This is a genomic window from Nonomuraea sp. NPDC001699 (assembly GCF_053596455.1).
On record NZ_JBSFGF010000007.1, the window covers coordinates 149,391 to 173,282 of the forward strand.

The window sequence follows — 23,892 nt, forward strand, 5'->3', positions numbered from 1 at the left end:
ACGGCCTGGGGTCAGGAGCGGACCTCCAGGCCCAGGGATTCGGCGATGACCGTGGCCTGGAAGGGGTCGATGACCGCCTTCTTGAGGGTGACCGCGTGCGGGTCGAGCGTGCCGAGATCGCTGCCGCGCAGGTCGCACCCGGTGAGGTCGGCGCCGTGCAGCCAGGCCCCCGACAGGTCGGCCCGGCGCAGCTCGGCCCCCGCGAGCCGGGCCCCGGTCAGGTCGGCCTCGCGCAGCCGGACGCCGTGGAAGGCGCTGCCGCGCAGGTCGGCGCCGGGCAGCCCGGTGTAGGACCAGTCGCCGCCGTCGACCTTCAGCAGCCCGAAGGTGCAGCCGTCGAACATGCTGCCGGTCAGCTTGCAGCCCTTGAACGTGGCGTCGAACAGCGAGCACCGGCTGAAGAGGCAGTTGAGGAACCGCGCGTCCTCGTGCGTGGAGACGTTGAGCCGCACGTTCCTGAACGTGCACTCCTCGAACGACGACCCCTGGTCGACCAGCTCGGTCAGGTCGACGCCCTGGAACAGGACCCGGTGGAAGGTCTCACCGGTGATCTCCGTCCTGTCCCAGTCGTCGGCGTGGATCGTCGTCTCGATCGGGGGCGCGGGCACCCCGTGCTTGCGGTCGGCCATGCGAACAAACTAGCGGATCACGCCTTGCTCGCGATGGCCGTGATGAGCGGCTGGACGAGCTTGGCCGCCAGCGGACCGAACGCCGCCAGGATCAGCACGTACGCGGCCGCCAGGGCCCCGAGGTCGGGATGGGCGCCGGCGCCCACCGCCAGGCCCGCGATGACGATGTTGAACTCACCGCGCGGGATGAGCGCGATGCCCGCCCGTGCCTGACCGGCCTTGCCGATGCCCGCCCGTCTGGCCGCGTACGCGCCCGTCAGGAGCTTGGTCACCATGCTGACCAGCGCCAGCAGCGCGGCCAGCCCCGCCACCGGCAGGATCTTCGCCGGGTCGGTCTGGAACCCGAAGAACACGAAGAACACCGCCGCGAACAGGTCCCGCAGCGGCGCGAGCAGGGCCTGCGCGTCGTGCGCGAGCTGCCCCGACAGCGCGATCCCGACCAGGAACGCGCCGACCGCCGCCGACACCTGCAGCTGCTGCGCCAGCCCGGCCACCAGCAGCGCCAGCCCGACCACCTTGAGCAGCAGCACCTCGGAGTTGGGGCTCGACACGAACGCCTCGATGAAACGCCCGAACCGCAGCGCCACGACGAGCACGACGCTCACCGTGCCCAGCGCGATGCCGACCGAGATGGCCCCGCTGACCAGGCTCAGGCCCGCCAGCAACGTGGTGAGGACCGGCAGGTAGACCGCCATGGTCAGGTCCTCGAACACCAGCAGGGACAACACCGTCGGCGTCTCCCTGTTACCGATCCACCCGAGGTCGGACAGCACCTTGGCGGTGATGCCCGAGGAGGTGGCGTACGTGACGCCGGCCATGGCGACGGCCGCGACCGGCCCCCAGCCCAGCAGCAACGCGCAGATCGCGCCGGGGGCGGCGTTGAGCACGAGATCGACGATCCCGGCCCGCGCGTTGCTCGTGAGGCTGGTGACCAGCTCGTCGGCGTTGTACTCCAGACCGAGCGTCAGCAGCAGCAGGACGACGCCCAGTTCCGCGCCGACCGAGATGAACTCCTCGCTGGTGGCCAGCGGCAGCACACCGCCCGTGCCGAACGCCAGACCGGCGATCAGATAGAGCGGGATCGGGGAGATGCCGACGCGCAGCGCGAGCGCGCCCAGAACCCCCAGACCCAGAAGAACAGCACCGAATTCCAGAAAGATGACCGCGGTTTCGTGCACCCGCGGTCCTACCCGTCAGCCAGGATGCCGGCGACGTCCGCGGTGCTGTCCGCGCTCCCCACCACGACCACGACGTCGCCCTCGCGGAAGACGAAGTCGGGGCCGGGGCTGGCGAACACCTGGCCGCCGCGTACGACGGCGACGATGGAGGCGCTGGTACGGGTCCTGACCCGGGCCTCGCCCATGGTGCGCCCGGCGTAGGGGGAGCCCGACGGGATCGGGAGCTGGACGCTGACCAGGCCCTCGACCTGCTGGTGCAGCTGGTTGAGCCGCTGCACGATCCGGGGGGCGCCGAGGAGCTCGGCCAGGGCGTCGGCCTCCTCGTCGTTCAGCTTGACCGTCTGACAGGCGCGGTCGGGGTCGTCCTTGTCGTAGATCACCAGGTCCCGGCGGCCGGTGCGGTGCGAGACGATGCCTACCCGCTGGCCGGCGCGGGTGGTGAAATCGTGCCGAAGCCCGATGCCCGGCAACGCTGTCTGCTCAACCTCCACCTATCCCACCCATCTAAAAAATGCGCATATTTCTGGACAACACTACCAACGCTCCCGGCCCTCCGACCTCCTCGAATCCCGCCCGCCCCCGCCCGGCGGGGAACGCGCGCGGCGTCGCTCCGCCCGTCCGGCCTGGGGGAACGGGCGGCGCGAACGGGAGGCGAACGGGAAGCAGCGGCCGGACGCGGGTGGCAGACTGCTGGGGACGTTGCCGCGGGAGAAGCGAGACGAAGCGATGCCGACCACCGCCTCCATCCGGCTGCTGCTCGTGGAGGACCACGCGATGGTGGCCGAGGCCATCGGCCTGGCGCTCGGCCGGGCGCCGGGCATCGAGGTCGTGGCGCAGGCGGGCACCGTCGCCGCCGCCCTCGCCGAGACCGCCCGCCGCCGGCCCGACGTCGTGGTGCTCGACCGGCGGCTGCCCGACGGCGACGGCGTCGAGGCCATCGGCCGGTTCCGGGCCGCCGCGCCCATGGCCCGGGTGCTGGTGCTGACCGGCGAGGCCACCGCCTCCGTCGCCGCCCGGGTGGTGGAGGCGGGCGGCGCGGGCCTGCTGGTGAAGTCGTCCAGGCTGGAGGAGCTGGAGTCGGCGGTGCGCGAGGTGGCCGCCGGTGGTGTGGTCTTCGCGCCCGGCCTGCTGCCCGGCGTGCTCGACCGGCTGACCGGCCGGGTGCGCAGCCCCGGCGCGGCGCTGACCGCGCGCGAGCGCGAGACGCTGCGGCTGCTGGCCGAAGGGGCGAGCACGATCGAGATCGGCGCGCGGCTCGGCGTGGCCCGCAACACCGCGCGCAACCACGTCCAGCACGTCCTGGAGAAGCTCGGGGCCCGGTCCAAGCTGGAGGCCGTGGCCGTCGCGCGCAGGGAAGGGCTGCTCGACTGACGCAGATGCACCAGTACACGTCCCGCATCCGCACCGGACGCGCTGGTTCCACTGCGTCTCGTGATCGACCCTGTACTGCCCGACAGTTGGAGAATGGGCAGTTTCGCTGCGCCGTACCAGGTGGACACCCGGCTGCCGGAGGAAATGGGCAGCATCACCGCGGCGCGTCAGAGAGCACGCGAGGCGCTGGCCGAGTGCGGCTACCGCGGACGTCGCGAGGACGTCCTGCTCGTCGTCTCCGAGCTGGTGACCAACGCGCTCGTCCACGGCGACGGCCCGCCCGCCTTACGCATCCGCTGCACCTCCTCCCACGTGCGGATCGAGGTGCGCGACTCCGGCGCCGGCCTGCCCGAGCCGCGCGAGCCCGGACCGGACAACGGCTGGGGTCTGCACGTCATCGAGCTGCTGTCCACCGGCTGGGGCTTCTCCCGCGCCGAGGACGGCGACGACGGCGAGGACGGCGGCAAGGTGGTGTGGTGCGAGATGGCGCAGCACGTCGGCGCGCCCGCCCAGGAGCACTCCCGGGCCTGACCGGGTTCCGGTCTTCCGCCGGACCGTGCGAAGCTGCAGTATGCCCGGTCAAGACAGGCAGTCAGACGACATTCAGCTGCTCGTCCGAAGCATCGTCGACTACTCGATCTGCCTTCTCGACTCCTCCGGCCACGTGACCAGCTGGAACGCCGGCGCCGAACGCATCAAGGGCTACCGGGCCGAGGAGATCATCGGCAGGCACTTCTCCGTGTTCCACCCGCCCGAGGACGTCGCGGCCGGCCGGCCCGAGCAACTGCTGGGCCGTGCGGCGGCCGTCGGCCGGGTGGCCGACGAGGGCTGGCGGATCCGTAAGGACGGCGCCAGATTCTGGGCCCGCGTGGTCATCACCGCCCTCCGCGACGAGCGGGGCCTGCTGCGCGGGTTCGGCAAGGTCACCGGCGACCTGACCGAGCGCCGCCTGGCCGAGCAGGCGGTGCGCGACAGCGAGGAGCGCTTCCGCCTGCTGGTCCAGAACGTCGTCGACTACGCCATCTTCATGCTCGACGACCAGGGCCGGATCGTGAGCTGGAACGCCGGCGCCGAACGCATCAAGGGCTACCGCGCCGAGGAGATCCTCGGCACCCACTTCTCGGTCTTCTACCCGCCCGAGGACGTCGCGGCCGGCAAGCCCGCCATGGAGCTGGAGGTCGCCGTCGCCGACGGCCGGTGGGAGGAGGAGGGCTGGCGCGTCCGCAAGGACGGCACCAGGTTCTGGGCCAGCGTGGTCATCACCGCCCTCTACGACGACCGAGGCGAGCTGCGCGGGTTCGGCAAGGTCACCCGCGACCTGACCGAGCGCCGCAACGTGGCCCGCGCCCTCGACGAGCGCGGCATGCTGCTGGCCCACCTGGTGCGGGCCCAGGAGATGGAACGCCGGCGCATCGCCTACGACGTGCACGACGACACGATCCAGACCATGGTCGCCGTCGGCATGCGCCTGCGCGCGATGGAGGGCGGCCTCGGCCGCGAGCAGGCCGCCGAGCTCCGGGGCGTCGGCGAGGCGGTCGAGGCCGCCGTCGCCCGCCTGCGCGACCTGACCTTCGAGCTGCGCCCGCCGGCCCTCGACCAGGAGGGCCTGGTCGAGGGCCTGGCCGGTTACCTGCGGCAGGTGACGGCCGGCACCGGGCTGACGTTCGAGATCACCCATCGCCTCGACGCCGACCCGCCGCCCGAGGCCGCCGTCACCATCTTCCGGATCTGCCAGGAGGCGATCACGAACGTGCGCAAGCACGCCCGCGCCACCTCGATCCGGCTCTCGCTGGTCTCGCTCGACCGCGGCGTGCACGTACGGGTCGCCGACGACGGCGCCGGGCCGCCGCCGCACGCGGAGGGGCCGCTGCGGCACTTCGGGCTGGTCGAGATGCGCGAGCGGGCCGAGATCGCGGGCGGCTGGTGGAGCCTGAGCGGCCGCCCCGGCTGCGGGACCACGGTCGACTTCTGGGTCCCCGCCGTCCCCCACCGGCCCTGACCGCACGAGGTTCACGAGCGGGGGAGGACCTCCAGGGCCTGGCGGGCGATCTCCCATTCCTCGTCGGTGGGGATGACCAGCACCGCCACCTCCGCGCCCGGCGGTGACACCGCCCGCTCCCCGTCCGGGCCCGCCGCGTTCAGCTCCGGGTCCACGGTGATGCCGAGCCGGTCGAGCCCGGCCAGGGACTCCGCGCGGGTGGCCGCGTCGTGCTCGCCGACCCCGCCGGTGAACACGATCGCGTCCAGGCGGCCGAGCAGCGCGTAGTAGGCGCCGACGTACTTGCGGATGCGCCGGGTGTAGACCTCCAGGGCCAGCCGGGCCTCCTCGTCGTCGCGGGCCCGTACCTCGCGCATGTCGAGCGTCCCGGCCAGGGCGCGCAGGCCGCCCTCGTGGCTGAGCGCGCGTTCCACCTCCTCGCCGCCCATGCCGCGCACCCGCGCCAGGTAGCCGGCGATCGCGGGGTCCACGTCGCCGGAACGGGTGCCCATCACCAGCCCCTCCAGCGGGGTCAGCCCCATGGAGGTGTCCACGCTGCGCCCGCCGGACATCGCCGTCGCGCTGGCGCCGTTGCCCAGGTGCAGCACGACGAGGTCGAGGCCGTCGAGGTCGCGGCCGAGGAAGGCGGCGGCGCGGCGGGAGACGTAGGCGCAGGAGGTGCCGTGGAAGCCGTAGCGGCGCACGCCGAGCTCCCGCCAGTTCCGCGGCACCGCGTACGTGTACGCCTGCGGCGGCAACGTGAGCTGGAACGCCGTGTCGAACACCGCCACCTGCGGCACCCCGGGGAAGGCCGCCCGCGCCACCCGGATCCCGGCCAGGTTCACCGGGTTGTGCAGCGGCGCGAGCGGCGCCAGGTCCTCGATCGCGGCGATCACGTCGTCGTCGACGAGCGCCGGGCCGGTGAAGCGGGTGCCGCCGTGCACGACCCGGTGCCCGACCGCGTCCGGATCCAGCCCGGGCCCGGCCTCCGCGAACGCCTTCAGCATGGCCTCCAGCCCCTCGGCGTGCCCCGGGAAGCGCTCCTCCCGCACGTACGGCGGCCCGCCGCCCGTCCGGTGCGTCAGCCGCCCGCGCTCCTCGCCGATGCGCTCCACCAGCCCGCGCGCCGGACGCCCGCCGGTGCCCAGGTCCACCAGCTCGTACTTGATCGAGGAGGAGCCGGTGTTCAGGACGAGAATTCGGCCGGCCATGTCCACGACCTGATCTCCGCCGGGTCCTCGCCGTGCTCCCTGGTGTACGCGCGGGCCCGCAGCCGCGCGTCGCTCATCCGCTGCCGCAGGTGCGCCGCCTTGGAACCGAGCCCCGGCACCCGGTCGATGACGTCGATGACCAGGTGGTAGCGGTCGATGTCGTTGAGCATGGCCATGTCGAACGGCGTGGTCGTGGTGCCCTCCTCCTTGTAGCCGCGCACGTGCAGGTTGGCGTGGCCGCGCCGGCGGTAGGCGAGCTGGTGGATGAGCGAGGGATAGCCGTGGAAGTTGAAGATGATCGGCCGGTCCACGGTGAACAGCGTGTCGAACTCGGCGTCGGGCATGCCGTGCGGATGCTCCGACCGCGGTTGCAGCCGCATCAGGTCCACCACGTTCACGACGCGCACCTTCAGCTCGGGCAGGTGCTCGCGCAGCAGCGCCGCCGCGGCCAGCGTCTCCTGCGTCGGCACGTCGCCCGCGCAGCCCAGCACCACGTCCGGCTCGCTGCCCTGGTCGGTGGAGGCCCACGGCAGGATGCCCAGGCCGCGCGTGTTGTGCGCGATCGCCTCCTCCATCGTGAACAGGTCCAGCACCGGCTGCTTGCCCGCCACGATCACGTTGACGTAGTCGCGCGAGCGCAGGCAGTGGTCGGCCACCGACAGCAGGGTGTTGGCGTCCGGCGGCAGGTAGACCCGCACCACCGACGCCTTCTTGTTGACGACCACGTCCAGGAAGCCCGGGTCCTGGTGGCTGAAGCCGTTGTGGTCCTGCCGCCACACGTGCGACGACAGCAGGTACGTCAGCGACGCCACCGGCCGCCGCCACGAGATCTTCTGCGACGACTCCAGCCACTTGGCGTGCTGGTTGAACATGGCGTCCACGATGTGGATGAACGCCTCGTAGCAGTTGAACAGCCCGTGCCGGCCGGTCAGCAGGTAACCCTCCAGCCAGCCCTGGCACAGGTGCTCGCTCAGCACCTCCATCACCCGGCCGCCGGGGGCCAGGTTCTCGTCCGTGGGCAGCAGCTCGGCCTCCCACGCCCGGTCGGTGACCTCGAACACGTCCTGCAGCCGGTTGGAGGCGGTCTCGTCGGGGCCCATCAGCCGGAAGTTGCGCGGGTTCCCGGCGATCACGTCCCGCAGGAACCCGCCGAGCACCCGCGTCGGCTCGGTCAGCCGGTCGGCCGGTGACTTGACCTCGACGGCGTGCCTGCGGAAGTCCGGCAGCCGCAGCGGCTGAAGCAGCTCGCCGCCGTTGGCGTGCGGGTTGGCGCTCATCCGCAGCGGCCCCCGCGGCACCGTCGCCAGCACCTCCTCGACCGGCTTCCCGCCGGAGCCGAACAACTCCTCCGGCCGGTACGAGCGCATCCACTCCTCCAGCATGGCCAGGTGCGCCGGGTTCTCCCGGACCGCCGACAGCGGCACCTGGTGGGCCCGCCAGGTGCCCTCGACCGGCTTGCCGTCCACCTCGCGCGGGCCGGTCCAGCCCTTCGGCGTCCGCAGGACGATCATCGGCAGCCGCCGGTCCTGGCCGTCCTTGTACTCGGCGATCTCGTCGAAGACGGTGTCGAGGGTGGCGGCCATCTCCTCGTGCGAGGGGCCGACGAGGTGGGGGCGGTAGCCGTACCCCTCCATGAGCTTGAACAGCTCCTGCTCGGGGATGCGGGCCAGCACGGTGGGGTTGGCGATCTTGTAGCCGTTCAGGTGCAGGATGGGGAGCACGACGCCGTCGTGCCGGGGGTCGAGGAACTTGCCGGAGTGCCAGCTCGCGGCCAGCGGGCCGGTCTCGGCCTCGCCGTCGCCGATGACGCAGGCCACCACCAGGCCGGGGTTGTCGAACGCGGCGCCGTAGGCGTGGGCCAGGGAGTAGCCCAGCTCGCCGCCCTCGTGGATGGAGCCGGGGGTCTCGGGCGCGACGTGGCTGGGGATGCCGCCGGGGAAGGAGAACTGGCGGAACAGCCGCCGCATGCCCTCGACGTCCTGCGAGACGTCCGGATAACGCTCGGTGTAGGTGCCCTCCAGCCAGGCGTGCGCCACGGCGGCCGGTCCGCCGTGCCCGGGCCCGGCGATGTAGATCATGTCCTGGTCGCGCTCGGAGATCACCCGGTTGAGGTGGGCGAAGCAGAAGTTCAGCCCCGGGGTGGTGCCCCAGTGGCCGAGCAGGCGCGGCTTGATGTGCTCGGGACGCAACGGCTCGGCCAGGAGCGGATTGTCCAGCAGGTAGATCTGCCCGACGGACAGGTAGTTGGCCGCCCGCCAGTACGCGTCTATGTGGTCCATGCCCTGCCCATTCCTCTACAGGCGATGCTGAATCCCCCGGACTGCCGATAATGTGCCGTCACATGGCACTGCGCAGTTCCCTCTGGTACGCGGGTGACGACCGGAACTCCTACATCCACCGGGCCTGGATGCGCCGCGGCCTGCCGCGCGAGGCGTTCGAGGGTGAGCGGCCGCACATCGCGATCGCCAACAGCGCCTCCGACCTCGCGCCGTGCAACTCCCACCTCGACGAGATAGCCCGCAGCGTCGGCAACGGCGTGTGGGAGGCCGGCGGCGTGCCTCTCGACCTGCCCGTCCTGTCCCTGGGCGAGACGAACGTGCGCCCGACCGCGATGCTCTGGCGCAACCTGGCCGCGATGGCCGCCGAGGAGCTGCTGCGGGCCAACCCGATCGACGGCGTGGTGCTGCTCGGCGGCTGCGACAAGACCATTCCCGCGCTGCTCATGGCCGCCGCCTCCGTCGACCTGCCGGCGCTCGTGGTGCCCGGCGGCCCGATGCTGACCGGGCACTTCCGCGGCGTGCCGCTCGGCTGCGGCACCGACGTGTGGCGGCTCAGCGAGGAGGTGCGGGCCGGCACGCTCTCCCGCGAGGCGTTCCTCGCCTCCGAGTCGTCCATGATCCGCAGCCGCGGCCACTGCAACACGATGGGCACCGCCTCCACCATGGCCTGCATGGCCGAGGCGCTGGGCATGACGCTGCCCGGCACGGCCGGCACCCCCGCCCCCGACAGCCGCCTGCTGGAGCGCTCGCACCAGAGCGGCAGGCTCGCCGTCGAGCTGGTCCGCGCGGGCCGGCGGCCCAGCCATGTGATGACCAGGGCCTCCTTCCTCAACGCCATCGTGACGCTGGCCGCGATCGGCGGCTCGACCAACGCGGTCGTGCACCTGCTGGCCGTTGCCGGGCGGCTCGGCGTCGAGCTGGGCCTCGACGACTTCGACCGCGCCGGCTCCGGCGTGCCGCTGCTGGCCGACCTCCAGCCGGCCGGACGCCACCTGATGGACGACCTGTTCAGGGCCGGCGGGCTGACCGCCCTGCTGCGGGAGGTCGAGGACCTGCTCGACCCGGCGGCGATCACCGTCACCGGCAGGCCGCTGGTCGAGCACCTGGCCGGCGCCGAGATCTGGGACGACACCGTGATCAGGCGGCGCTCCGACCCGCTGCTGCCCGACGCCGGCATCGCCGTGCTGCGCGGCAACCTCGCGCCCGACGGCGCCGTGATCAAACCCGCGGCCGCCTCGCCGGAGCTGCTGCGGCACCGCGGCCGGGCGATCGTCTTCGACGGCGTCGAGGACGCCCGCGCCCGGCTCGACTCGCCCGACCTCGACGTGGACGAGACCTCGGTGCTGGTGCTGCGCGGCTGCGGGCCCAAGGGCTACCCGGGCATGCCGGAGGTCGGCAACCTGCCGCTGCCGCGCAAGCTGCTGGCCAGGGGCGTGCGCGACATGGTGCGGGTCAGCGACGCCCGGATGAGCGGCACCGCGTACGGCACGGTCGTCCTGCACGCCTCGCCCGAGGCGGCGGCCGGCGGCCCGCTGGCCAGGGTGCGCACCGGCGACCCGATCGTGCTCGACGTGGCCGCCAGGAGGCTCGACGTGGACGTCCCCGAGGCCGAGCTGGCCGCCAGGAAACCGGTCATGACCGGCCACGCCCGCCCGGCCCGCGGCTGGGAGCGCCTGTACGTCGACCACGTCACCCAGGCCCACCAGGGCGCCGATCTCGACTTCCTGACGGGCTCCTCCGGCGACGCCGTCGGCCGCGAGTCCCACTGAAGGCAAAGAGTGACCGCCGCCGTGCGCGGAATCATCCCCGTGGGGTACGGGGTTCCCTGTCGGGAGCCCGGCTCAGCGGATCTCCCGCGAGTACGGGACGATGTGATCAGGTTTGGCGACACATGAGGAGGAAGCGGTGAACGGCGACATCAGCCAGAGCCAGGAGTGGGCGGCTCTGGGCAAGCATCACGAGGAGCTGGCGGGAAAGCAGCTGCGTGAGCTGTTCGCGGAGGACCCGGGCAGGGCCGGGCGGATGACGGTGAGCGCCGGGGACCTCTACCTCGACTACGCCAAGCACCGCGCCACCCAGGAGACGATCGGCCTGCTGGTGGCCCTGGCCGAGCGGTCGGGCCTGCGCGAGCGCATCGCCGCGATGTTCGGCGGCGAGCACATCAACGTGAGCGAGGACCGCGCCGTCCTGCACGTCGCGCTGCGCATGCGGAAGAACGCCGAGCTGGTCGTGGACGGCCAGGACGTCGTGGCCGACGTGCACGCGGTGCTGGACAAGATGAGCGCCTTCGCCGACCGGGTCAGGTCCAAGGAGTGGAAGGGCGCCACCGGGCAGCCGATCAGGACCGTGGTCAACATCGGCATCGGCGGCTCCGACCTCGGCCCGGCCATGGCCTACGAGGCGCTGCGCGACTACGTGGACGCCGGCGTCGAGGCCAGGTTCGTCTCCAACATCGACCCCGCCGACATCCTCGGCAACCTGCGCGACCTCGACCCGGCCACCACGCTGTTCGTGGTCGCGTCCAAGACCTTCACCACGCTGGAGACGCTGACCAACGCCAGGGTCGCCCGCTCCTGGCTGGTCGGCGCGCTGGGCGAGGACGCCGTCTCCAAGCACTTCGTGGCCGTCTCCACCAACGCCGAGAAGGTCGCCGAGTTCGGCATCGACACCGACAACATGTTCGGCTTCTGGGACTGGGTGGGCGGCCGCTACTCCTACGACGGCGCCATCGGCCTGTCCCTGATGATCGCGGTCGGGCCCGAGCGGTTCCGCGAGATGTTGTCCGGCTTCCACAGCATGGACCAGCACTTCCGCACCGCGCCGTTCAACGCCAACATGCCGGTCCTGATGGCCCTGCTCGGCATCTGGTACACCGACTTCTTCGGCGCCGAGACCCGCGCCGTGCTGCCCTACAGCCAGCGGCTGCACCGTTTCCCCGCCTACCTCCAGCAGCTCACGATGGAGTCCAACGGCAAGTCGGTGCGCGCCGACGGCAGCCCGGTCACCGTCCCGACCGGCGAGATCTTCTGGGGCGAGCCCGGCACCAACGGCCAGCACGCCTTCTACCAGCTCCTGCACCAGGGCACCCGGCTCGTCCCGGCCGACTTCATCGGCTTCGCCGAGCCGTTCGAGGACCGCGAGGGCATGCACGACCAGCTCACCGCCAACCTCCTCGCCCAGACCAGCGCGCTGGCCTTCGGCAAGACCGCCGAGGAGATCGCGGCCGAGGGCACGCCGCCGGAGATCGTGCCGCACAAGGTGATGCCGGGCAACCGGCCCACCTCGACGATCCTGGTGACCAAGCTCACGCCGTCCACGCTGGGCCAGCTCGTCGCGCTGTACGAGCACATCGTGTTCGTCGAGGGCACGATCTGGGGCGTCGACTCCTTCGACCAGTGGGGCGTCGAGCTGGGCAAGAAGATGGCGCTCGACGTGGCGCCCGCGCTCACCTCCGAGGAGCCGCCGCAGACCTTCCCCGACTCCTCGACCGAACAGCTCGTCCGCAGGTACCGGGAGCTGCGCGGAAGGCAGGTCTGAGATGGGGGAGGGGAAGGCGGGCGCGCTGGTCCTGTTCGGCGTCACCGGTGACCTCGCGCGCAAGATGCTGCTTCCCGCGCTCTACCACCTGAGCGCCGACGGCAGGCTCGACCTGCCGATCATCGGCGTCGCCAAGACCGACATGGACCTCGACGGGCTGCGCGAGCACGCCCGCGAGGCCTGCGGCGGCGTCCAGGACGCGGCGTTCGAGAAGCTGGCGGGCAACCTGCGGCTGGTGGCGGGCGACTACCGCGATCCCGAGACGTTCGCGAAGCTGAAGGCGGAGGTGGCGGGCAAGGGGTTCCTCGTCCACTACCTGGCGGTGCCGCCCGCGCTGTTCTCCGTCGTCGCCGAGGGGCTGGCCGGGGCCGGGCTCAACGACGACGCCAGGCTCGTGGTGGAGAAGCCGTTCGGGCACGACCTGGACTCGGCGCGCAGGCTCAACGACGAGCTGCTGAAGTACTTCGACGAGGACCACCTGCGGCGGGTCGACCACTTCCTGGGCAAGGAGCCGGTCGAGGACCTCATGGTGTTCCGCTTCGCCAACATGCTGCTGGAACCCCTGTGGAACCGGAACTACGTGCGCAGCGTGCAGATCACCATGGCCGAGGACTTCGACGTCGCCGACCGCGGCGGCTTCTACGACGCCAACGGCACGGTCCGCGACGTGGTCCAGAACCACCTGCTGCAGCTGCTGGCCATCCTGGCGATGGACCCGCCGCCGTCCATGGACGCCCGCGCCCAGCTCGACGAGAAGTGGCGGGTGCTGCGCGCGGTCCAGGCCATCGACCCGGCCCACGTCGTACGCGGCCAGTACGACGGCTACCTCGACACCCCCGGCGTCCGGCCCGGCTCCACCACCGAGACGTTCGTCGCCATGCGGCTCTACATCGACAGCTGGCGGTGGGCGGGTGTGCCCTGGTGCATCCGCTCGGGCAAGGCGCTGCCCACCACCGACCTGGAGATCGTGGCCGAGCTGCGCAGGCCGCCGGTGACGATGTTCCGGGGCGGCGACGTGCCGCCGGGGCCGAACCTCATCAGGTTCCGGCTGCAGCCCGACGCCGGGGTGACCTTCGACGTGCTGGCCAAGGAGCCGGGCAGGCAGCGGACGATCCCGGTGCCGGTGAGCGTCGACTTCACCAAGGTGCTCGGGCCCATGGAGGCCGCCTACGAGCGCATCCTGACCGACGCCGTCAGCGGCGATCCGCGGCGCTTCGCCAGGTTCGATCTGGTGGAGGAGTCGTGGCGGATCGTGGGCCGGCTGCTCGACCTGCCCGACCGGCCGATGCCGTACGAGAAGGGCACCTGGGGGCCGGAGCCGGCCGAGAAGATCGCGCCGGGCGGCTGGCACGAGATCTCCACCACGTTCGACTAGCGGCCGATCCGGGTGAACGATGAGGGCCATGGACATCAAGGAGCTGTTGGAGCAGTCGAAGGACGTCGTCACGGTCAGGCGCGTCTTCGGCGAGCCGATCCGCCACGGCGACGTCCTGGTCGTCCCCGTCGCCCGGGTCGCCCAGGGCGGCGGGGCCGGCCACGGGCAGGGCCTCGACGAGAAGGGTGAGGAGAGAGGCAGCGGCGGCGGTGGCGGCTTCGGCTACAGCGCCACCCCCGCCGGGGTGTTCGTGATCAAGGACGGCGAGGTGCGGTGGCGTCCGGCCGTCGACGTCAACCGGATCGTGCTCGGCGGCCAGCTCGTCGGGCTCGCCCTGGTGCTGACGATCCGGACCATCTTCAAGAAGTGGCATCGCAGGAGGTAACGGGCACATCCACTGATGTGCTGATCGATCTGCTCGACGCCGGGCTGCCCGGACACGACGCGCTGCTGCCCGGCTCCAACCTGCCGGTGCGCGTCACCCCGCTCGGCGGCGGCACGTCGCTGGTCCGCCTCCCACCCCGGTGGAGCCGGCCCGGCCGCGGCCACTACCTGGCGGGGGAGGAGTTCGTGCTGCTGGAGGGCGAGCTGCGGGTGTCAGGAGTGACGTACCTGCCGGGGGAGCACGCCTGGCTGCCCGCCGGTGCCCTGCGCCACTCCTGCGCGGCGCCGGCGGGGGCGCTGGTGTGCACGTTCTTCGACGGCGAGCCCACCTGGGTGTCCAGCGACGCGGACGAGCCCGACGGGCCCAGCCTGCGCACCCCGCTGTGCACCGTCGTCATCCCCGGCGGCGGGCTGCCGCTCACGCCTCACTCCGTCCTGCTGGACACGCCCGTCACGCTCGACCAGCCCGCCGAGATGATCACTGTGCCGAGCTGGACGTGGGAGGTCTCCACCTTGGTCCCGGAGGGCCGGGTCCTCGTAAGGTGGACGCCATGATGATCTCTTTGCCGCACTTCGTGGCCTTCGGTGCCCTGGTGATGCTCGGGGCGATGTCGCCCGGCCCCGACTTCGCGGTCGTGGTCCGCCGCTCGGCGTTGTCGGGCCGGGGGCACGGCATGGCGGCGGCGGCCGGGATCGCCGTGGGCGTGGCCGTCTGGGTGGTGGCCGCGGGCACCGGCGTGGCCGCGTTGCTGGCGGCCTCGGCCATGGCCTTCACCGTGGTCAAGGTGGTCGGCGCCGCCTACCTGCTCTACCTGGGGGTCAAGGCGCTGCGCGCGGCCCTGCGCAAGGGCGGCCCGCTCGACCTCGGCCTGCCGGGCCCCGCGGACAACGGCCCGTGGGCGGCCTTCGCCGAAGGGCTGCTGACCAACGTGCTCAACCCCAAGGCCGCGCTGTTCTTCGTGGCCCTGGTACCGCAGTTCGTGGGGGAGGGCACCGCGCTCGGCGGCACGCTGCCGCTGTCGGCGGTCGCGCTGGCCGGCACGATGGTCTGGTTCCTCACGGTGGCGAACGTGGTCGGCACGCTGCGCCGGGTGTTCGCCCGGTCCGGCGTGCGCAAGGCCGTGGACGGGCTGACCGGCGCCGCGCTCATCGCCCTCGGCGTCAACCTGGCCGTCGCCGGCCGCCCCTGAACGGCCTCCCGGGGGGCCGCTCCTGGGCGGGCGCTTTTGGGCGGGCGGGCCGGCGTCAGGAGACGGCGACGCCGAGCAGGTGCCCGAGGCCGAAGGTGACGGCGGCGGCTCCCGCGCCCAGCCCGAGCTGGCGCAGGCCGCCCAGCCACCACGGCCGCGCGGTCATCACGGCCACCGCCGCGCCGAACCCGAACAGCGCCACCATGCTCAGCGCCAGCGCCAGGAACAGCCCCGACGCCCCGAACAGGAACGGCGCCAGCGGCACCAGCGCCCCCATCGCGAAGGCCAGGAACGACGAGCCCGCCGCCAGGTACGGCGAGGGCAGGTCGTCGGGGTCCACGCCCAGTTCTTCGCGCACGTGCACGCGCAACGCCTGCTCCGGGTCGGCCGACAGGCCCTCGGCGACGCGGCGCGCGAGGTCGGCGTCCAGGCCGCGCGACCGGTAGAGGGCGGCCAGTTCGGCCCGCTCGCCGTCGGGGTTGCGGGCCAGCTCGCGCCGCTCCACGGCGATCTCGGCCCGCATCAGCTCGGTCTGGGACTTCACCGACGTGTACTCGCCCGCCGCCATCGAGCACGCCCCCGCGACCAGGCCCGCGAACCCGGCGAGCACCGCGCCGCGCCCGGCGCCCGCGGCCCCCACGACTCCGGCGATGAGCGCCACGTTGGAGACCAGCCCGTCCATCGCCCCGAACACCGCCGGACGCAACCAGCCGCCGGTGACGTCACGGTGGCTGTGGTGCTTCTCAGGAGAGTAGGGCCTAACAAGCTCGACAGTCATGACAATCCTCCCCTTAATGGCAATTCGCCACGGAATCTAGGCCCTTCCGGCATGATCCGCAACGAAGGAGAGGCTAGCCTGATCTGCGGTTTTCCCGCCCCGCACCCACGTTCCCCCCTTCCGGGACGGGCACGCGGACGCCCCCCGGAACCCGTCGAGCGGGCGCCGGAGGGACGTCACCGGGTCAGGCGTGCGCCGGCGCGGTGGAATCGGGCACGGTGGAATCGGGCACAGTGGAATCGGGCACAGTGGAATCGGGCGTGGCGGCCGGACGGGTGGCCTTCGGGCGGCGGATGAGCGCCTCGCAGTCGGCGATCGTCTCCTCCAGCAGCCTGCGCAGCAGCGCGTCGGGGTCCTTGATGCACGCCTGGACGATGCCGACCACGGCGAGCTGCACCGCATTGGGCGCCGCGTACCGGCGGAAGCCCTTCTCGGTGATCTTGGCCGCCCGGCTGAAGCGCCTGGCCTGCTCGGCCGCGTGCGGCACCTCCTCCATCGCCCTGCGGCTCGCCTCGCTCAGCCGCCCGGACGGCGCGCCGTCGAGCCTGGCCAGCATCTCCTCGGCCGCGAGCACCGACACCGCGAGCGCGAGCTGGCGTTCGGCGGCCGCGACCGGCAGGGCCGTGGTCGCGCAGCGCAGCGCGATGTGGGCGTCGATCCGCAGGTCGTCGCCCGCCAGCCCGATGATGGACGGCACCAGCCCGACCAGCTCGGCGCGGCTCTCGTCGCCGGTGTTGTCGTTGACCAGGCGGGCGAGTGCGGCCAGCAGCGGATGGGTGCAGGCCGGATGGTCGCTCCACCGCTCTCCGGCCAGATAGGACGCCAGTTCCATGAAACAGGCGCCGCGTTTCGGGTTGCGATGCCTGCCGCGGGACAGGACCGGCATGTGATCAAGGTGATTGTCCACGGGTGCTCCATGCTCCACGCGATCGCCGTCTATCCAGTTTGCGCTGTCGTGCGCGTCAAAGCCAGTGATCGGGCATCTTCCACAGGCAATGGTTCCCCCAGGCGAGGCGATCATTCCTCAACCGCTATTCACGGTTATGGCACCAGAAATTCGATTTAAGAGGGATTTTCGGCACTTATTACGAAAACGGCTGCTGTGCGGGCCGGAACCGTCAGCGTGCCGCCCGCCGGGTCGTACGACGACCGCCTGACCACCTCGTCCGCCGAGGCGGCCTGAACGGGATGCAGCGCCACCCGGCGGCCGGGCGGGGCCGCCACCGCCCGCGTACCGGGTGAGGGGGTGGCGTTGAACACCACGACGACCGCGTCCCAGCGCGGGTCCAGCCCCGCGGTGTCCACGCGCATCACGATCACGCCCTCGTCGCAGGCCGGGAACGACAGCCGCCGCCGCACCTCCTCCGCCGTCCCGAGCGCGAACGCCGGGGTCGAGGCCCTGATCCGCAGCAGCTCCCCGAACGCCGCCCGCGCCGCCCCGATCGCCGCGCAGCCGGGACGCAGCGCGGGGTCGGCCAGCAGCGGCCGGGCGTACGGCCAGGCGGCCTCGTTGTCCGCCCTCGGCGGCAGGCCCGCGCCGAACCCGTTGCCCGCCGAGCAGTCCCACAGCAGCCGGTTGAACCAGTCGCCGGAGTCGTAGGAGTTGCGGTCCAGCGACTTCGAGCGCAATCGCTCGCTGCCCGCGTGCACGAACGCCGCCCCCTGCCCCAGCAGCACCGTGGCCAGCGACAACACCTGCATGCGCACCCGGTCGGCCATCGGCGTGCCCGCCGGCAGCTTGTAGGCCAGCGCGTCGAACAGCGTCTCGTTGTCGTGCGCGTCCACGTACGTCACGACGTCGTCCGGGCGGGCGGCGTAACCGGCGGGACCGCCGTTGTGGACGACCTCCGAGCCCTTGCGGCCCGAGGGCAGCACGTAGTCGCGCAGGCCGCCGGCCAGGCCGAGCATGACCAGGTCGGTGCAGTGGCGCAGGCGTTCACGCTGCTGCTCCTCCGGGCCGTTGGCCGCGGCGCCGTTGGGCGCGCCGGCCAGGCCGGAGCCGAACCCCTGCACCCGCGGGTCGGCGTCGAACGGGCTGCCGCCGCGCACCGCGTCCCGCAGCCGGTCGTCGAACGTGCCGATGCCGGTGCCGGCCATGTTGGACTGCGTGGCCTGCTCGAACCTGGCGTCGCCGGCCACCTCGCCGAAGCTCCAGCCCTCGCCGTACAGGATGATCGAGCGGCCGTCCACGCCGTCGCGCTCGGGGGTGAGCGCGTCGAGGGCGGCGCGCACGGCCAGGATGTTGGCCTTCGGGTGGTGGCCCATGAGGTCGAAGCGGAAGCCGTCCACCTTGTACTGCCTGGCCCAGGTGCGCACCGAGTCGACCACGAGCCGGCCCATCATGGCGTGCTCGGGCGCGGTGTTGGCGCAGCAGGTGGAGGTGGCCAGGGAACCGTCCTCCAGCAGGCGGTGGTAGTAGCCGGGGACGATCGGGTCCAGCACGTCCGCCGAGTGGGTGTGGTTGTAGACCACGTCCATGACCACGCGCAGGCCGGCCTCGTTCAGCGCGGCGACCATGGCGCGGAACTCCCTGATCCGCTCGTCCGGGTCGGTCGCGTACGAGCCCTCCGGGACGGTGTAGTGCAGCGGGTCGTAGCCCCAGTTGAAGGAGTCGCGGTCCGCGGTGAGCGCCACGATCTCCTGCTGCCGTTCGGAGTCGGGCGGCAGGGCGGCGAGGTCGTGCTCCGGCTCGGTCCTGTCCGCGCGGCGCTCGGGGACCGTGGCCAGGTCGAACACCGGCAGCAGGTGCACGTGGGTGAGCCCGTCCGCGGCCAGCGCGCGCAGCTCGCGCATGCCGTCGCCGTCCCGGCAGAAGGCCGCGTACGTGCCGCGCAGCTCCTCCGGCACGGTCGCGTCGGAGGCGGAGAAGTCGCGGACGTGCAGCTCGTAGACGACCGCGCGGTCCAGCGGGACCGGCTCGGGCTTGGCCAGCCGGTCCCAGCCGGGCGGCTTGAGCGCGGGGTCGTCCAGGCTGACCAGCCTGCTGCGCACGCCGTCGGGCGCGGCGGCCAGGCTGTAGGGGTCGGTGACCTCGCGGGTGACGACGCGGCCCGCGGCGGGGGAGTAGACGGTGACGAGATAGGTGTAGTCCCTGCCGTACCAGGTGGGCAGGCCGCGGATCGACCACACGCCGGTCTCCTCGTCCAGCCGCATCGCGTGGACCCGGCCGCCGAGCGCCAGCTCCACCCGCCGGGCGGTGGGCGCCCAGAGTGCCAGCCGGGGCAGCAGCCGTCCCGACGGCCCGAGCCGGGCCCGCGTGGCTGCGGCGTAGACGTCGTCGAGCACGCCCGGGAGCTGCACGCCCGTCGCGGCGGCCACCGCGCCGGACCCGTCGCGCGCCACGGCCAGGACCTGGCCGCGCAGGGCCTCCCTCACCAGCCCGACGTCCGCGGACGGCAGCTTGAGCGCGGCGCGGTCGGCCAGGTGCGGCCAGGCCCGCCGCCGCTCGTCGTCCAGTGGGCCCGGGGTGAGCGGGATGGTCAGGGTGTGGCCGGTCAGGCGGCCGTCACGGCAGGCGATGCCGCCGTCGGGGGCGCAGGCCAGCGCGTGCGTCAGCGACGGATCCACCGTCCAGGCGACCGTCTCCCTGTCGATCCAGTGGGCCCGCGCCTCGCCGTCGCCGTCCGCGGTCACGTAGATCATGGTGCCCGTCCGCGGGCGGCCCACGCCAGGACGCCGCGCCGGACGGCCGGACATCGCCCCGGTGCGGCGCAGGTCCTAGCTCTCGGTGACGTCGGTGCCGTCCGGCATCAGCATGGCCGTGCACGCGTATTGGGCGTCCGGCCGGCCGCGCCCCGCGAACGAGCACGCCTTGGCGGCGACGTTCCCTCCCGGGATGAAGGCCATCGGCGACTCCAGCCATCCCCGGGTGCGCTCACCCGCGGCGAAGAAGCGGGTGGCGTCCTTCCTGTCGGGCTCTATCCAGGGCTGGAGGAAGAAGACGTCGTTCTGCGGCTGCGCCCGGGCCCACAACGTCTGGCAGGTACGGCTCCAGCGAAGCTCCAGAACCATCCGCCCGGCGGGAACCGTCCGGACGGCGGTGCCGCCGGGAACGGTGATCGCGTCCTTCTCGCAGCCGGTGACGCTCGCGTACTTCTTGTCGCAGTTGTCGCGGCTCGGAGTCGCGGCGCACCCCTGCCGCTCCTTGGCGGCCTCCTGGTAGGCGACCGTGCCCACGAACGTCACCACGGCCGCCAGCGCCGCCGCGAGCACGGTGTACCAGCCGTTGATCCGCGCGGTGCGGATCTGCTCGTTCGGCCCCGAAGAATTCTGCGGCGGCAGCGTCGTCGTCATCATGCCTCGCTTCACCCGCACAGTGCCCTGGCTTCAGATGTACGCCCGGCAAGGTGTTTTCGTGGGGAAATGCGGCTTTCCCCACTGGGCTCTGGCCGGAAAGAGAGGGTCGAAGCGGCATCCCATTCGAGTGACCATGCCATTACTTTGCGTAATCGGTGACTTTGCGTGATCCTGATCTCATGGACGGATTCCTGGACCCCACCTGCGGAGGCATTACCGAACTACGTGTGCACGGCGTCTCCGGCACCCCGCCGGCGAGCATCCTCAACCACCCCCACCCCCGCCAGATCGCCGGCGACGCCACCACCGGCTTCTACCGCCGCTGGTGGCCGGGCGGCCGGCCCGACGGCGACCAGGACGACCTGCCCGGCATCCGCCACCGCGAGGCCTACGCCTGGGGCGGCCTCACCTCGGGCGGCCGGACCATCGCCCTCTGGCTGCTCCTGCTGCCCTTCTCCCTGGCCAACCTGTCCTACTTCATGCTGCCGAGGCCGCCGGCCGGCGCCCGCCTGCGGCACGTGGCCGAGGCGGCGCAGCGGCTGTTCGCGCTGCTGCTCACCGGCACCCTCGTCGGCGCCGTCACCCGGGCGAGCGTCGATCTCATCGGCTGGCAGTGCACCGCGGCCGGCCGGGCCTGCGCCCGCGAGAGCGCGCCGGCCTGGGTCCACTGGATGAGCGAGCTGTGGGGGGCCGAGCCGTCGCGGCGGCTGGCCGTCGCCGCGCTGGCGCCGTTCGCGGTGGTCGTGCTGCTGTGGTGGCTGGCGCGGCGCACCTGGGAGCGCGACGAGCAGACCGGGGTCCCGCCCGGCGGCGGCTCGCGTCCGGGGCCGCTGCTGGCCCGGCCGCGGCTGTGGCACGGCGGCGCGCCCGTGTGGCGGCTGCGGGCCGTGCACGTCGCCTTCGCGCTGGGTTCGGTGAGCCTGGCGGTGTCGGCGCCGTTCGTGGGCGACCCGCGGGGGCTGGCGCTGACGCTGGCCAACGTCGCCGTCCAGGTCGCCGCCGCCGTGCTGGCGGCGCTGCCCGGGATCGCCAGGCGGCTGGCCCCGGGGGAGGCGGTCCCGTCCTGGCTCACCGGCGCGTGCCGGGTGCTGCGGGTGGCCGGGCCGCTGACCTTCGTGGCCACGATCGCCGCCGCCCTCGCCGGGATGTCGCCCGCGCTGCCGGGGCGGCAGCTTCCCGGCATCGGCGTGGGAGCGTTCCAGTTCGGGCTGACGCTCGGGCTCGGGCTGTTCATCCTGGTGGCGTCGATCGTCCTGGCCCGCATGGACCGGCCGGCCGAGACCGGCGACCCGATCGAGCGGCGGGCGCTGTGCGGCGTGGCGGCCTGGTTCACGCTGATGGTGGCGGCCGGCAGCGCGAACGTGCTCGCCCTCGGCCTGCTGTTCTGGACCGCCACCTTCTTCGGCGTGCCGGCCTCCGTCGCCGAGCCCGGTCCGGTCGACCGCAGGCTCTACCTCGACGACCCGGTCTGGTGGACGGCCGCGCTCGTGCCGCTGCTGGTGATCGGGTTCGTCGCCGTGGCGGCCGAGCTGTGGATGGTCCGCGGGTCCGCCGCCGCCGCGCTCACGCCCAAGCTGACCCCCTACTACGGCGCCTACGACCGTGACGTGGCGGGCAAGTGGGCGCTGGCCTCGCTCACCGACCGCGCCGGGCTCGTGCTGGCCGTGCTCACCGGCCTCGGCGTGGCCGGGTCCGCCGCGGTGACCGTGATCTACCGGTTCCACCTGTTCGCCCCGGTGGGCGGGCTGGCCGGACTGCTGGCCTCGGTCGGGAGCTGGGCCATGACGGCGATCGTCGTGGGCCTGGTCCTGCTGGGCCGCCGCACGTACAGCGACACGCGGCTGCGGCGCACGGTCGGCATCCTCTGGGACGTCTCGACCTTCTGGCCCCGGGCCATCCACCCGCTCGCGCCGCCCTGCTACACCGAGCGGGTGATCCCCGAGCTGCTGGCCCGCGTCAAGATCCTGACCAGGACGGCCGACGACGAGGTCGTGCTGTCCGGGCACAGCCAGGGCAGCGTGCTCACCGCCGCGCTCGTGCTCCAGGTGCGGCCCGAGCTGCGGCCCCGGGTCCGGCTGCTCACCCACGGCTCGCCGCTGCGCCGCCTGTACGCCGCCTTCTTCCCCGCCTATTTCGGCACCCCCGGCCTGTCGGCGATGCGCGACGCCGTCCGCTGGCGGAACCTCTACCGGCTGAGCGATCCCATCGGCGGGCCCGTCTTCCGCCGGGTCGACCCGTTCGGCCCCCGTCCGGCGGGCGAGGGTGAGGAGACCGTCGACCGGTTCTGCTGGGACCCGCTCCAGCCGGGGCCGGGCGAGCCGCTGCCCGAGGCGCGCTGGCACTCCGACTACTGGCTCGACCCCGCCTACGAGGAGACCCTTGCCCGGCTCACCAGGTCAGATGGAGTTCCTCGGGCGCGCGGTGGATGAGGGTGGCGGCCATCACCACGTCCTCGCGGGCCAGCCGGAGGCCGGGCAGCTCCGCCACCAGCAGCTCCAGCGTCACCCGGAGCTGCTCGCGGGCCAGGAACGCGCCGGGGCAGCCGTGCACGCCGTGACCGAACGCCAGGTGACGGGCGCGCGGACGGGTGATGTCGAAGACGTCGGGCCGCTCGTACGCCGCCTCGTCGCGGCCCGCCGAGGCGAAGGAGACGAACACCGTCGCGCCCTCCTCCAAAGGCGTGCCGGCCAGGGTGAGCGGCCTGGTGACACGGCGGCGGAAGCCCTGGACGGGCGCCTCGTACCGGGCGGCCTCCTCGATCGCGGCCGGGATCAGCTCGGCCGGGGCGGCGCACAGCAGCTCCCACTGGCGGCGGTCGCGCAGCAGGCGGTGCACGACCGAGCCGAGCAGCGCGGTCGTGGTGAGGTGCCCGGCGAGCATGACGTTCTCGACGTTGGAGGCGATCTCGTCGCGCTGGGCGGCCGTCGGCTCCCCGGGGCCGGGCGCCAGGCCGCGCACCACCTCGCCGGTCAGGTCGGCGGCCCCGGCTGAGCGGCCGGCGTGGGCGGCCAGCAGGCGCCGCAGCGCGGCCACCTCGCGGGCGGCGGCGATCTGCCGCTCCTCGGGCATCGGGGTGAACAGCAGCTCCTCGGCCCGGAAGCCGCCCCTGATCGCGGCCGGCACGTCGGCCGGGTCCAGGCCCAGCAGGTGGCCGATCACGGCGGCGGGCAGCGGCCTGGCGTAGCGGGACATCCACTCGCCTCCACCCGTCTTGACGAGCCCGGCGACCAGTTCGGCGGCCGTGGCGGTGACGAACGGCAGCGCGGCGGCCACCCGGGCGGGCGACAGGCCGCGGGTGAGCGGCCTGCGGTAACGCTGGTGCGCCTCGCCGTCCGTGCTCAGCACCACGGGCGCGCCGCCTGGCACCCCGGCCAGCTCGGCGAACGCCCGCGGGCTCGGGATCACGTCCGGCCGCAGGGCGCCCTTGGAGGAGAAGTCGTCCGGCCTGGACAGCACCTCGCGCACGTCGTCGTGCCGGGCCACCAGCCAGGCGTCCAGCTCCTCGGCGAAGGTCAGCCCGGGGGCGGCGCGGGCACGGGCGTAGAGCGGGTACGGGTCGCGGTAGAGCGCCTGTCGATCCACGCGTCCCATCGTCCGGCGTGGCCGGGGACGCGACAAGATCTGAAATTTTCTTTTAGTTCACTCTCAAGTCTTGAAACTTATATCCACGAGCGATTGAGTTCGGT

20 protein-coding genes are annotated in these 23,892 nt (G+C 72.8%); 10 read left to right on the plus strand and 10 right to left on the minus strand.

What is annotated here, in order from left to right:
- Positions 1 to 11: 11 nt before the first annotated feature.
- Genes ACWCSU_RS22455 through ACWCSU_RS22465 form a run of 3 tightly spaced genes read right to left on the minus strand, consistent with a single transcriptional unit; the run spans position 12 to position 2,298 of the window.
- On the minus strand, positions 12 to 629 hold the full coding sequence (locus ACWCSU_RS22455) for a pentapeptide repeat-containing protein (RefSeq protein ID WP_364088109.1): 618 nt from the start codon (positions 627 to 629) through the stop codon (positions 12 to 14).
- Between the two features lie 17 nt (positions 630 to 646).
- A complete protein-coding gene (locus ACWCSU_RS22460) occupies positions 647 to 1,807 on the minus strand; it encodes a cation:proton antiporter (RefSeq protein WP_357706507.1) in 1,161 nt (386 codons plus the stop codon).
- 8 nt (positions 1,808 to 1,815) lie between these two features.
- Positions 1,816 to 2,298: a cation:proton antiporter regulatory subunit gene (locus ACWCSU_RS22465; RefSeq protein ID WP_352351134.1), complete on the minus strand. Its 483-nt coding sequence runs from the start codon at positions 2,296 to 2,298 to the stop codon at positions 1,816 to 1,818.
- A gap of 235 nt (positions 2,299 to 2,533) precedes the next feature.
- On the opposite strand from ACWCSU_RS22465, the gene ACWCSU_RS22470 reads away from it, so the two are divergent.
- The 3 genes from ACWCSU_RS22470 to ACWCSU_RS22480 all read left to right on the plus strand — a co-directional run bounded on the left by ACWCSU_RS22470 (position 2,534) and on the right by ACWCSU_RS22480 (position 5,177).
- Positions 2,534 to 3,178 (plus strand): response regulator transcription factor, encoded by a 645-nt coding sequence (locus ACWCSU_RS22470; RefSeq protein ID WP_357706505.1) that lies wholly within the window; start codon positions 2,534 to 2,536, stop codon positions 3,176 to 3,178.
- Between the two features lie 93 nt (positions 3,179 to 3,271).
- Complete coding sequence (locus tag ACWCSU_RS22475) at positions 3,272 to 3,709, plus strand: ATP-binding protein (protein WP_449937196.1); 438 nt, start codon at positions 3,272 to 3,274, stop codon at positions 3,707 to 3,709.
- Between the two features lie 40 nt (positions 3,710 to 3,749).
- On the plus strand, positions 3,750 to 5,177 hold the full coding sequence (locus ACWCSU_RS22480) for a PAS domain-containing sensor histidine kinase (protein ID WP_449937199.1): 1,428 nt from the start codon (positions 3,750 to 3,752) through the stop codon (positions 5,175 to 5,177).
- A gap of 11 nt (positions 5,178 to 5,188) precedes the next feature.
- Here ACWCSU_RS22480 and ACWCSU_RS22485 read toward each other — a convergent pair whose 3' ends face one another.
- Both ACWCSU_RS22485 and ACWCSU_RS22490 read right to left on the minus strand, forming a co-directional pair.
- A complete protein-coding gene (locus tag ACWCSU_RS22485; RefSeq protein WP_449937202.1) occupies positions 5,189 to 6,367 on the minus strand; it encodes an acetate/propionate family kinase in 1,179 nt (392 codons plus the stop codon).
- Entirely contained in the window at positions 6,343 to 8,646 is a 2,304-nt protein-coding gene (locus tag ACWCSU_RS22490; RefSeq protein WP_449937203.1) for a phosphoketolase family protein, read from the minus strand. The genes ACWCSU_RS22485 and ACWCSU_RS22490 overlap by 25 nt, the downstream gene beginning before the upstream one ends.
- A 62-nt stretch (positions 8,647 to 8,708) precedes the next feature.
- On the opposite strand from ACWCSU_RS22490, the gene ACWCSU_RS22495 reads away from it, so the two are divergent.
- From ACWCSU_RS22495 to ACWCSU_RS22520, 6 genes are all read left to right on the plus strand, one after another.
- On the plus strand, positions 8,709 to 10,415 hold the full coding sequence (locus tag ACWCSU_RS22495; RefSeq protein WP_364088123.1) for an IlvD/Edd family dehydratase: 1,707 nt from the start codon (positions 8,709 to 8,711) through the stop codon (positions 10,413 to 10,415).
- Between the two features lie 136 nt (positions 10,416 to 10,551).
- Positions 10,552 to 12,183, plus strand: coding sequence for a glucose-6-phosphate isomerase (gene pgi / locus ACWCSU_RS22500; protein WP_397041294.1), 1,632 nt, complete (start codon positions 10,552 to 10,554; stop codon positions 12,181 to 12,183).
- 1 nt (position 12,184) lies between these two features.
- Positions 12,185 to 13,558 (plus strand): glucose-6-phosphate dehydrogenase, encoded by a 1,374-nt coding sequence (gene zwf / locus ACWCSU_RS22505; RefSeq protein WP_449937206.1) that lies wholly within the window; start codon positions 12,185 to 12,187, stop codon positions 13,556 to 13,558.
- 28 nt (positions 13,559 to 13,586) lie between these two features.
- On the plus strand, positions 13,587 to 13,943 hold the full coding sequence (locus ACWCSU_RS22510) for a spore germination protein GerW family protein (protein ID WP_357706492.1): 357 nt from the start codon (positions 13,587 to 13,589) through the stop codon (positions 13,941 to 13,943).
- A 17-nt stretch (positions 13,944 to 13,960) separates the two neighbouring features.
- Complete coding sequence (locus ACWCSU_RS22515; protein WP_449937208.1) at positions 13,961 to 14,497, plus strand: hypothetical protein; 537 nt, start codon at positions 13,961 to 13,963, stop codon at positions 14,495 to 14,497.
- Positions 14,494 to 15,132 carry a LysE family translocator gene (locus tag ACWCSU_RS22520; RefSeq protein WP_449937210.1) on the plus strand — a complete coding sequence of 213 codons (639 nt, stop codon included), beginning with the start codon at positions 14,494 to 14,496 and terminating at the stop codon, positions 15,130 to 15,132. Before ACWCSU_RS22515 ends, ACWCSU_RS22520 begins: the two co-directional genes overlap by 4 nt.
- A 55-nt stretch (positions 15,133 to 15,187) precedes the next feature.
- Here the strand turns inward: ACWCSU_RS22520 and ACWCSU_RS22525 are convergent, their stop codons facing one another.
- From ACWCSU_RS22525 to ACWCSU_RS22540, 4 genes are all read right to left on the minus strand, one after another.
- Positions 15,188 to 15,910, minus strand: coding sequence for a VIT1/CCC1 transporter family protein (locus tag ACWCSU_RS22525; protein ID WP_364088132.1), 723 nt, complete (start codon positions 15,908 to 15,910; stop codon positions 15,188 to 15,190).
- A gap of 184 nt (positions 15,911 to 16,094) precedes the next feature.
- Positions 16,095 to 16,817, minus strand: a complete 723-nt coding sequence (locus ACWCSU_RS22530) for a hypothetical protein (protein ID WP_449937213.1) — start codon at positions 16,815 to 16,817, stop codon at positions 16,095 to 16,097.
- A gap of 155 nt (positions 16,818 to 16,972) precedes the next feature.
- A complete protein-coding gene (gene pulA / locus ACWCSU_RS22535) occupies positions 16,973 to 19,552 on the minus strand; it encodes a pullulanase-type alpha-1,6-glucosidase (RefSeq protein ID WP_449937215.1) in 2,580 nt (859 codons plus the stop codon).
- A gap of 75 nt (positions 19,553 to 19,627) precedes the next feature.
- Complete coding sequence (locus ACWCSU_RS22540) at positions 19,628 to 20,206, minus strand: hypothetical protein (RefSeq protein ID WP_357706484.1); 579 nt, start codon at positions 20,204 to 20,206, stop codon at positions 19,628 to 19,630.
- A gap of 179 nt (positions 20,207 to 20,385) precedes the next feature.
- Here ACWCSU_RS22540 and ACWCSU_RS22545 point away from each other — a divergent pair, with 179 nt between their 5' ends.
- Positions 20,386 to 22,635: a hypothetical protein gene (locus tag ACWCSU_RS22545; RefSeq protein ID WP_449937216.1), complete on the plus strand. Its 2,250-nt coding sequence runs from the start codon at positions 20,386 to 20,388 to the stop codon at positions 22,633 to 22,635.
- Here ACWCSU_RS22545 and ACWCSU_RS22550 read toward each other — a convergent pair.
- Positions 22,595 to 23,788: a cytochrome P450 gene (locus tag ACWCSU_RS22550; protein ID WP_449937218.1), complete on the minus strand. Its 1,194-nt coding sequence runs from the start codon at positions 23,786 to 23,788 to the stop codon at positions 22,595 to 22,597. The two genes, ACWCSU_RS22545 and ACWCSU_RS22550, sit on opposite strands and share 41 nt — an antisense overlap.
- Between the last annotated feature and the right edge of the window lie 104 nt (positions 23,789 to 23,892).

Coding starts and splice junctions, on each gene's coding strand:
- ACWCSU_RS22455 (WP_364088109.1), bottom strand. CDS start 629: ATGGCCGACCGCAAGCACGGGGTGCCCGCGCCCCCGATCGAGACGACG.
- ACWCSU_RS22470 (WP_357706505.1), top strand. CDS start 2,534: ATGCCGACCACCGCCTCCATCCGGCTGCTGCTCGTGGAGGACCACGCG.
- ACWCSU_RS22475 (WP_449937196.1), top strand. CDS start 3,272: ATGGGCAGTTTCGCTGCGCCGTACCAGGTGGACACCCGGCTGCCGGAG.
- ACWCSU_RS22480 (WP_449937199.1), top strand. CDS start 3,750: ATGCCCGGTCAAGACAGGCAGTCAGACGACATTCAGCTGCTCGTCCGA.
- ACWCSU_RS22485 (WP_449937202.1), bottom strand. CDS start 6,367: ATGGCCGGCCGAATTCTCGTCCTGAACACCGGCTCCTCCTCGATCAAG.
- ACWCSU_RS22490 (WP_449937203.1), bottom strand. CDS start 8,646: ATGGACCACATAGACGCGTACTGGCGGGCGGCCAACTACCTGTCCGTC.
- ACWCSU_RS22495 (WP_364088123.1), top strand. CDS start 8,709: ATGGCACTGCGCAGTTCCCTCTGGTACGCGGGTGACGACCGGAACTCC.
- zwf (WP_449937206.1), top strand. CDS start 12,185: ATGGGGGAGGGGAAGGCGGGCGCGCTGGTCCTGTTCGGCGTCACCGGT.
- ACWCSU_RS22510 (WP_357706492.1), top strand. CDS start 13,587: ATGGACATCAAGGAGCTGTTGGAGCAGTCGAAGGACGTCGTCACGGTC.
- ACWCSU_RS22520 (WP_449937210.1), top strand. CDS start 14,494: ATGATGATCTCTTTGCCGCACTTCGTGGCCTTCGGTGCCCTGGTGATG.
- ACWCSU_RS22525 (WP_364088132.1), bottom strand. CDS start 15,910: ATGACTGTCGAGCTTGTTAGGCCCTACTCTCCTGAGAAGCACCACAGC.
- pulA (WP_449937215.1), bottom strand. CDS start 19,552: ATGATCTACGTGACCGCGGACGGCGACGGCGAGGCGCGGGCCCACTGG.
- ACWCSU_RS22540 (WP_357706484.1), bottom strand. CDS start 20,206: ATGATGACGACGACGCTGCCGCCGCAGAATTCTTCGGGGCCGAACGAG.
- ACWCSU_RS22545 (WP_449937216.1), top strand. CDS start 20,386: ATGGACGGATTCCTGGACCCCACCTGCGGAGGCATTACCGAACTACGT.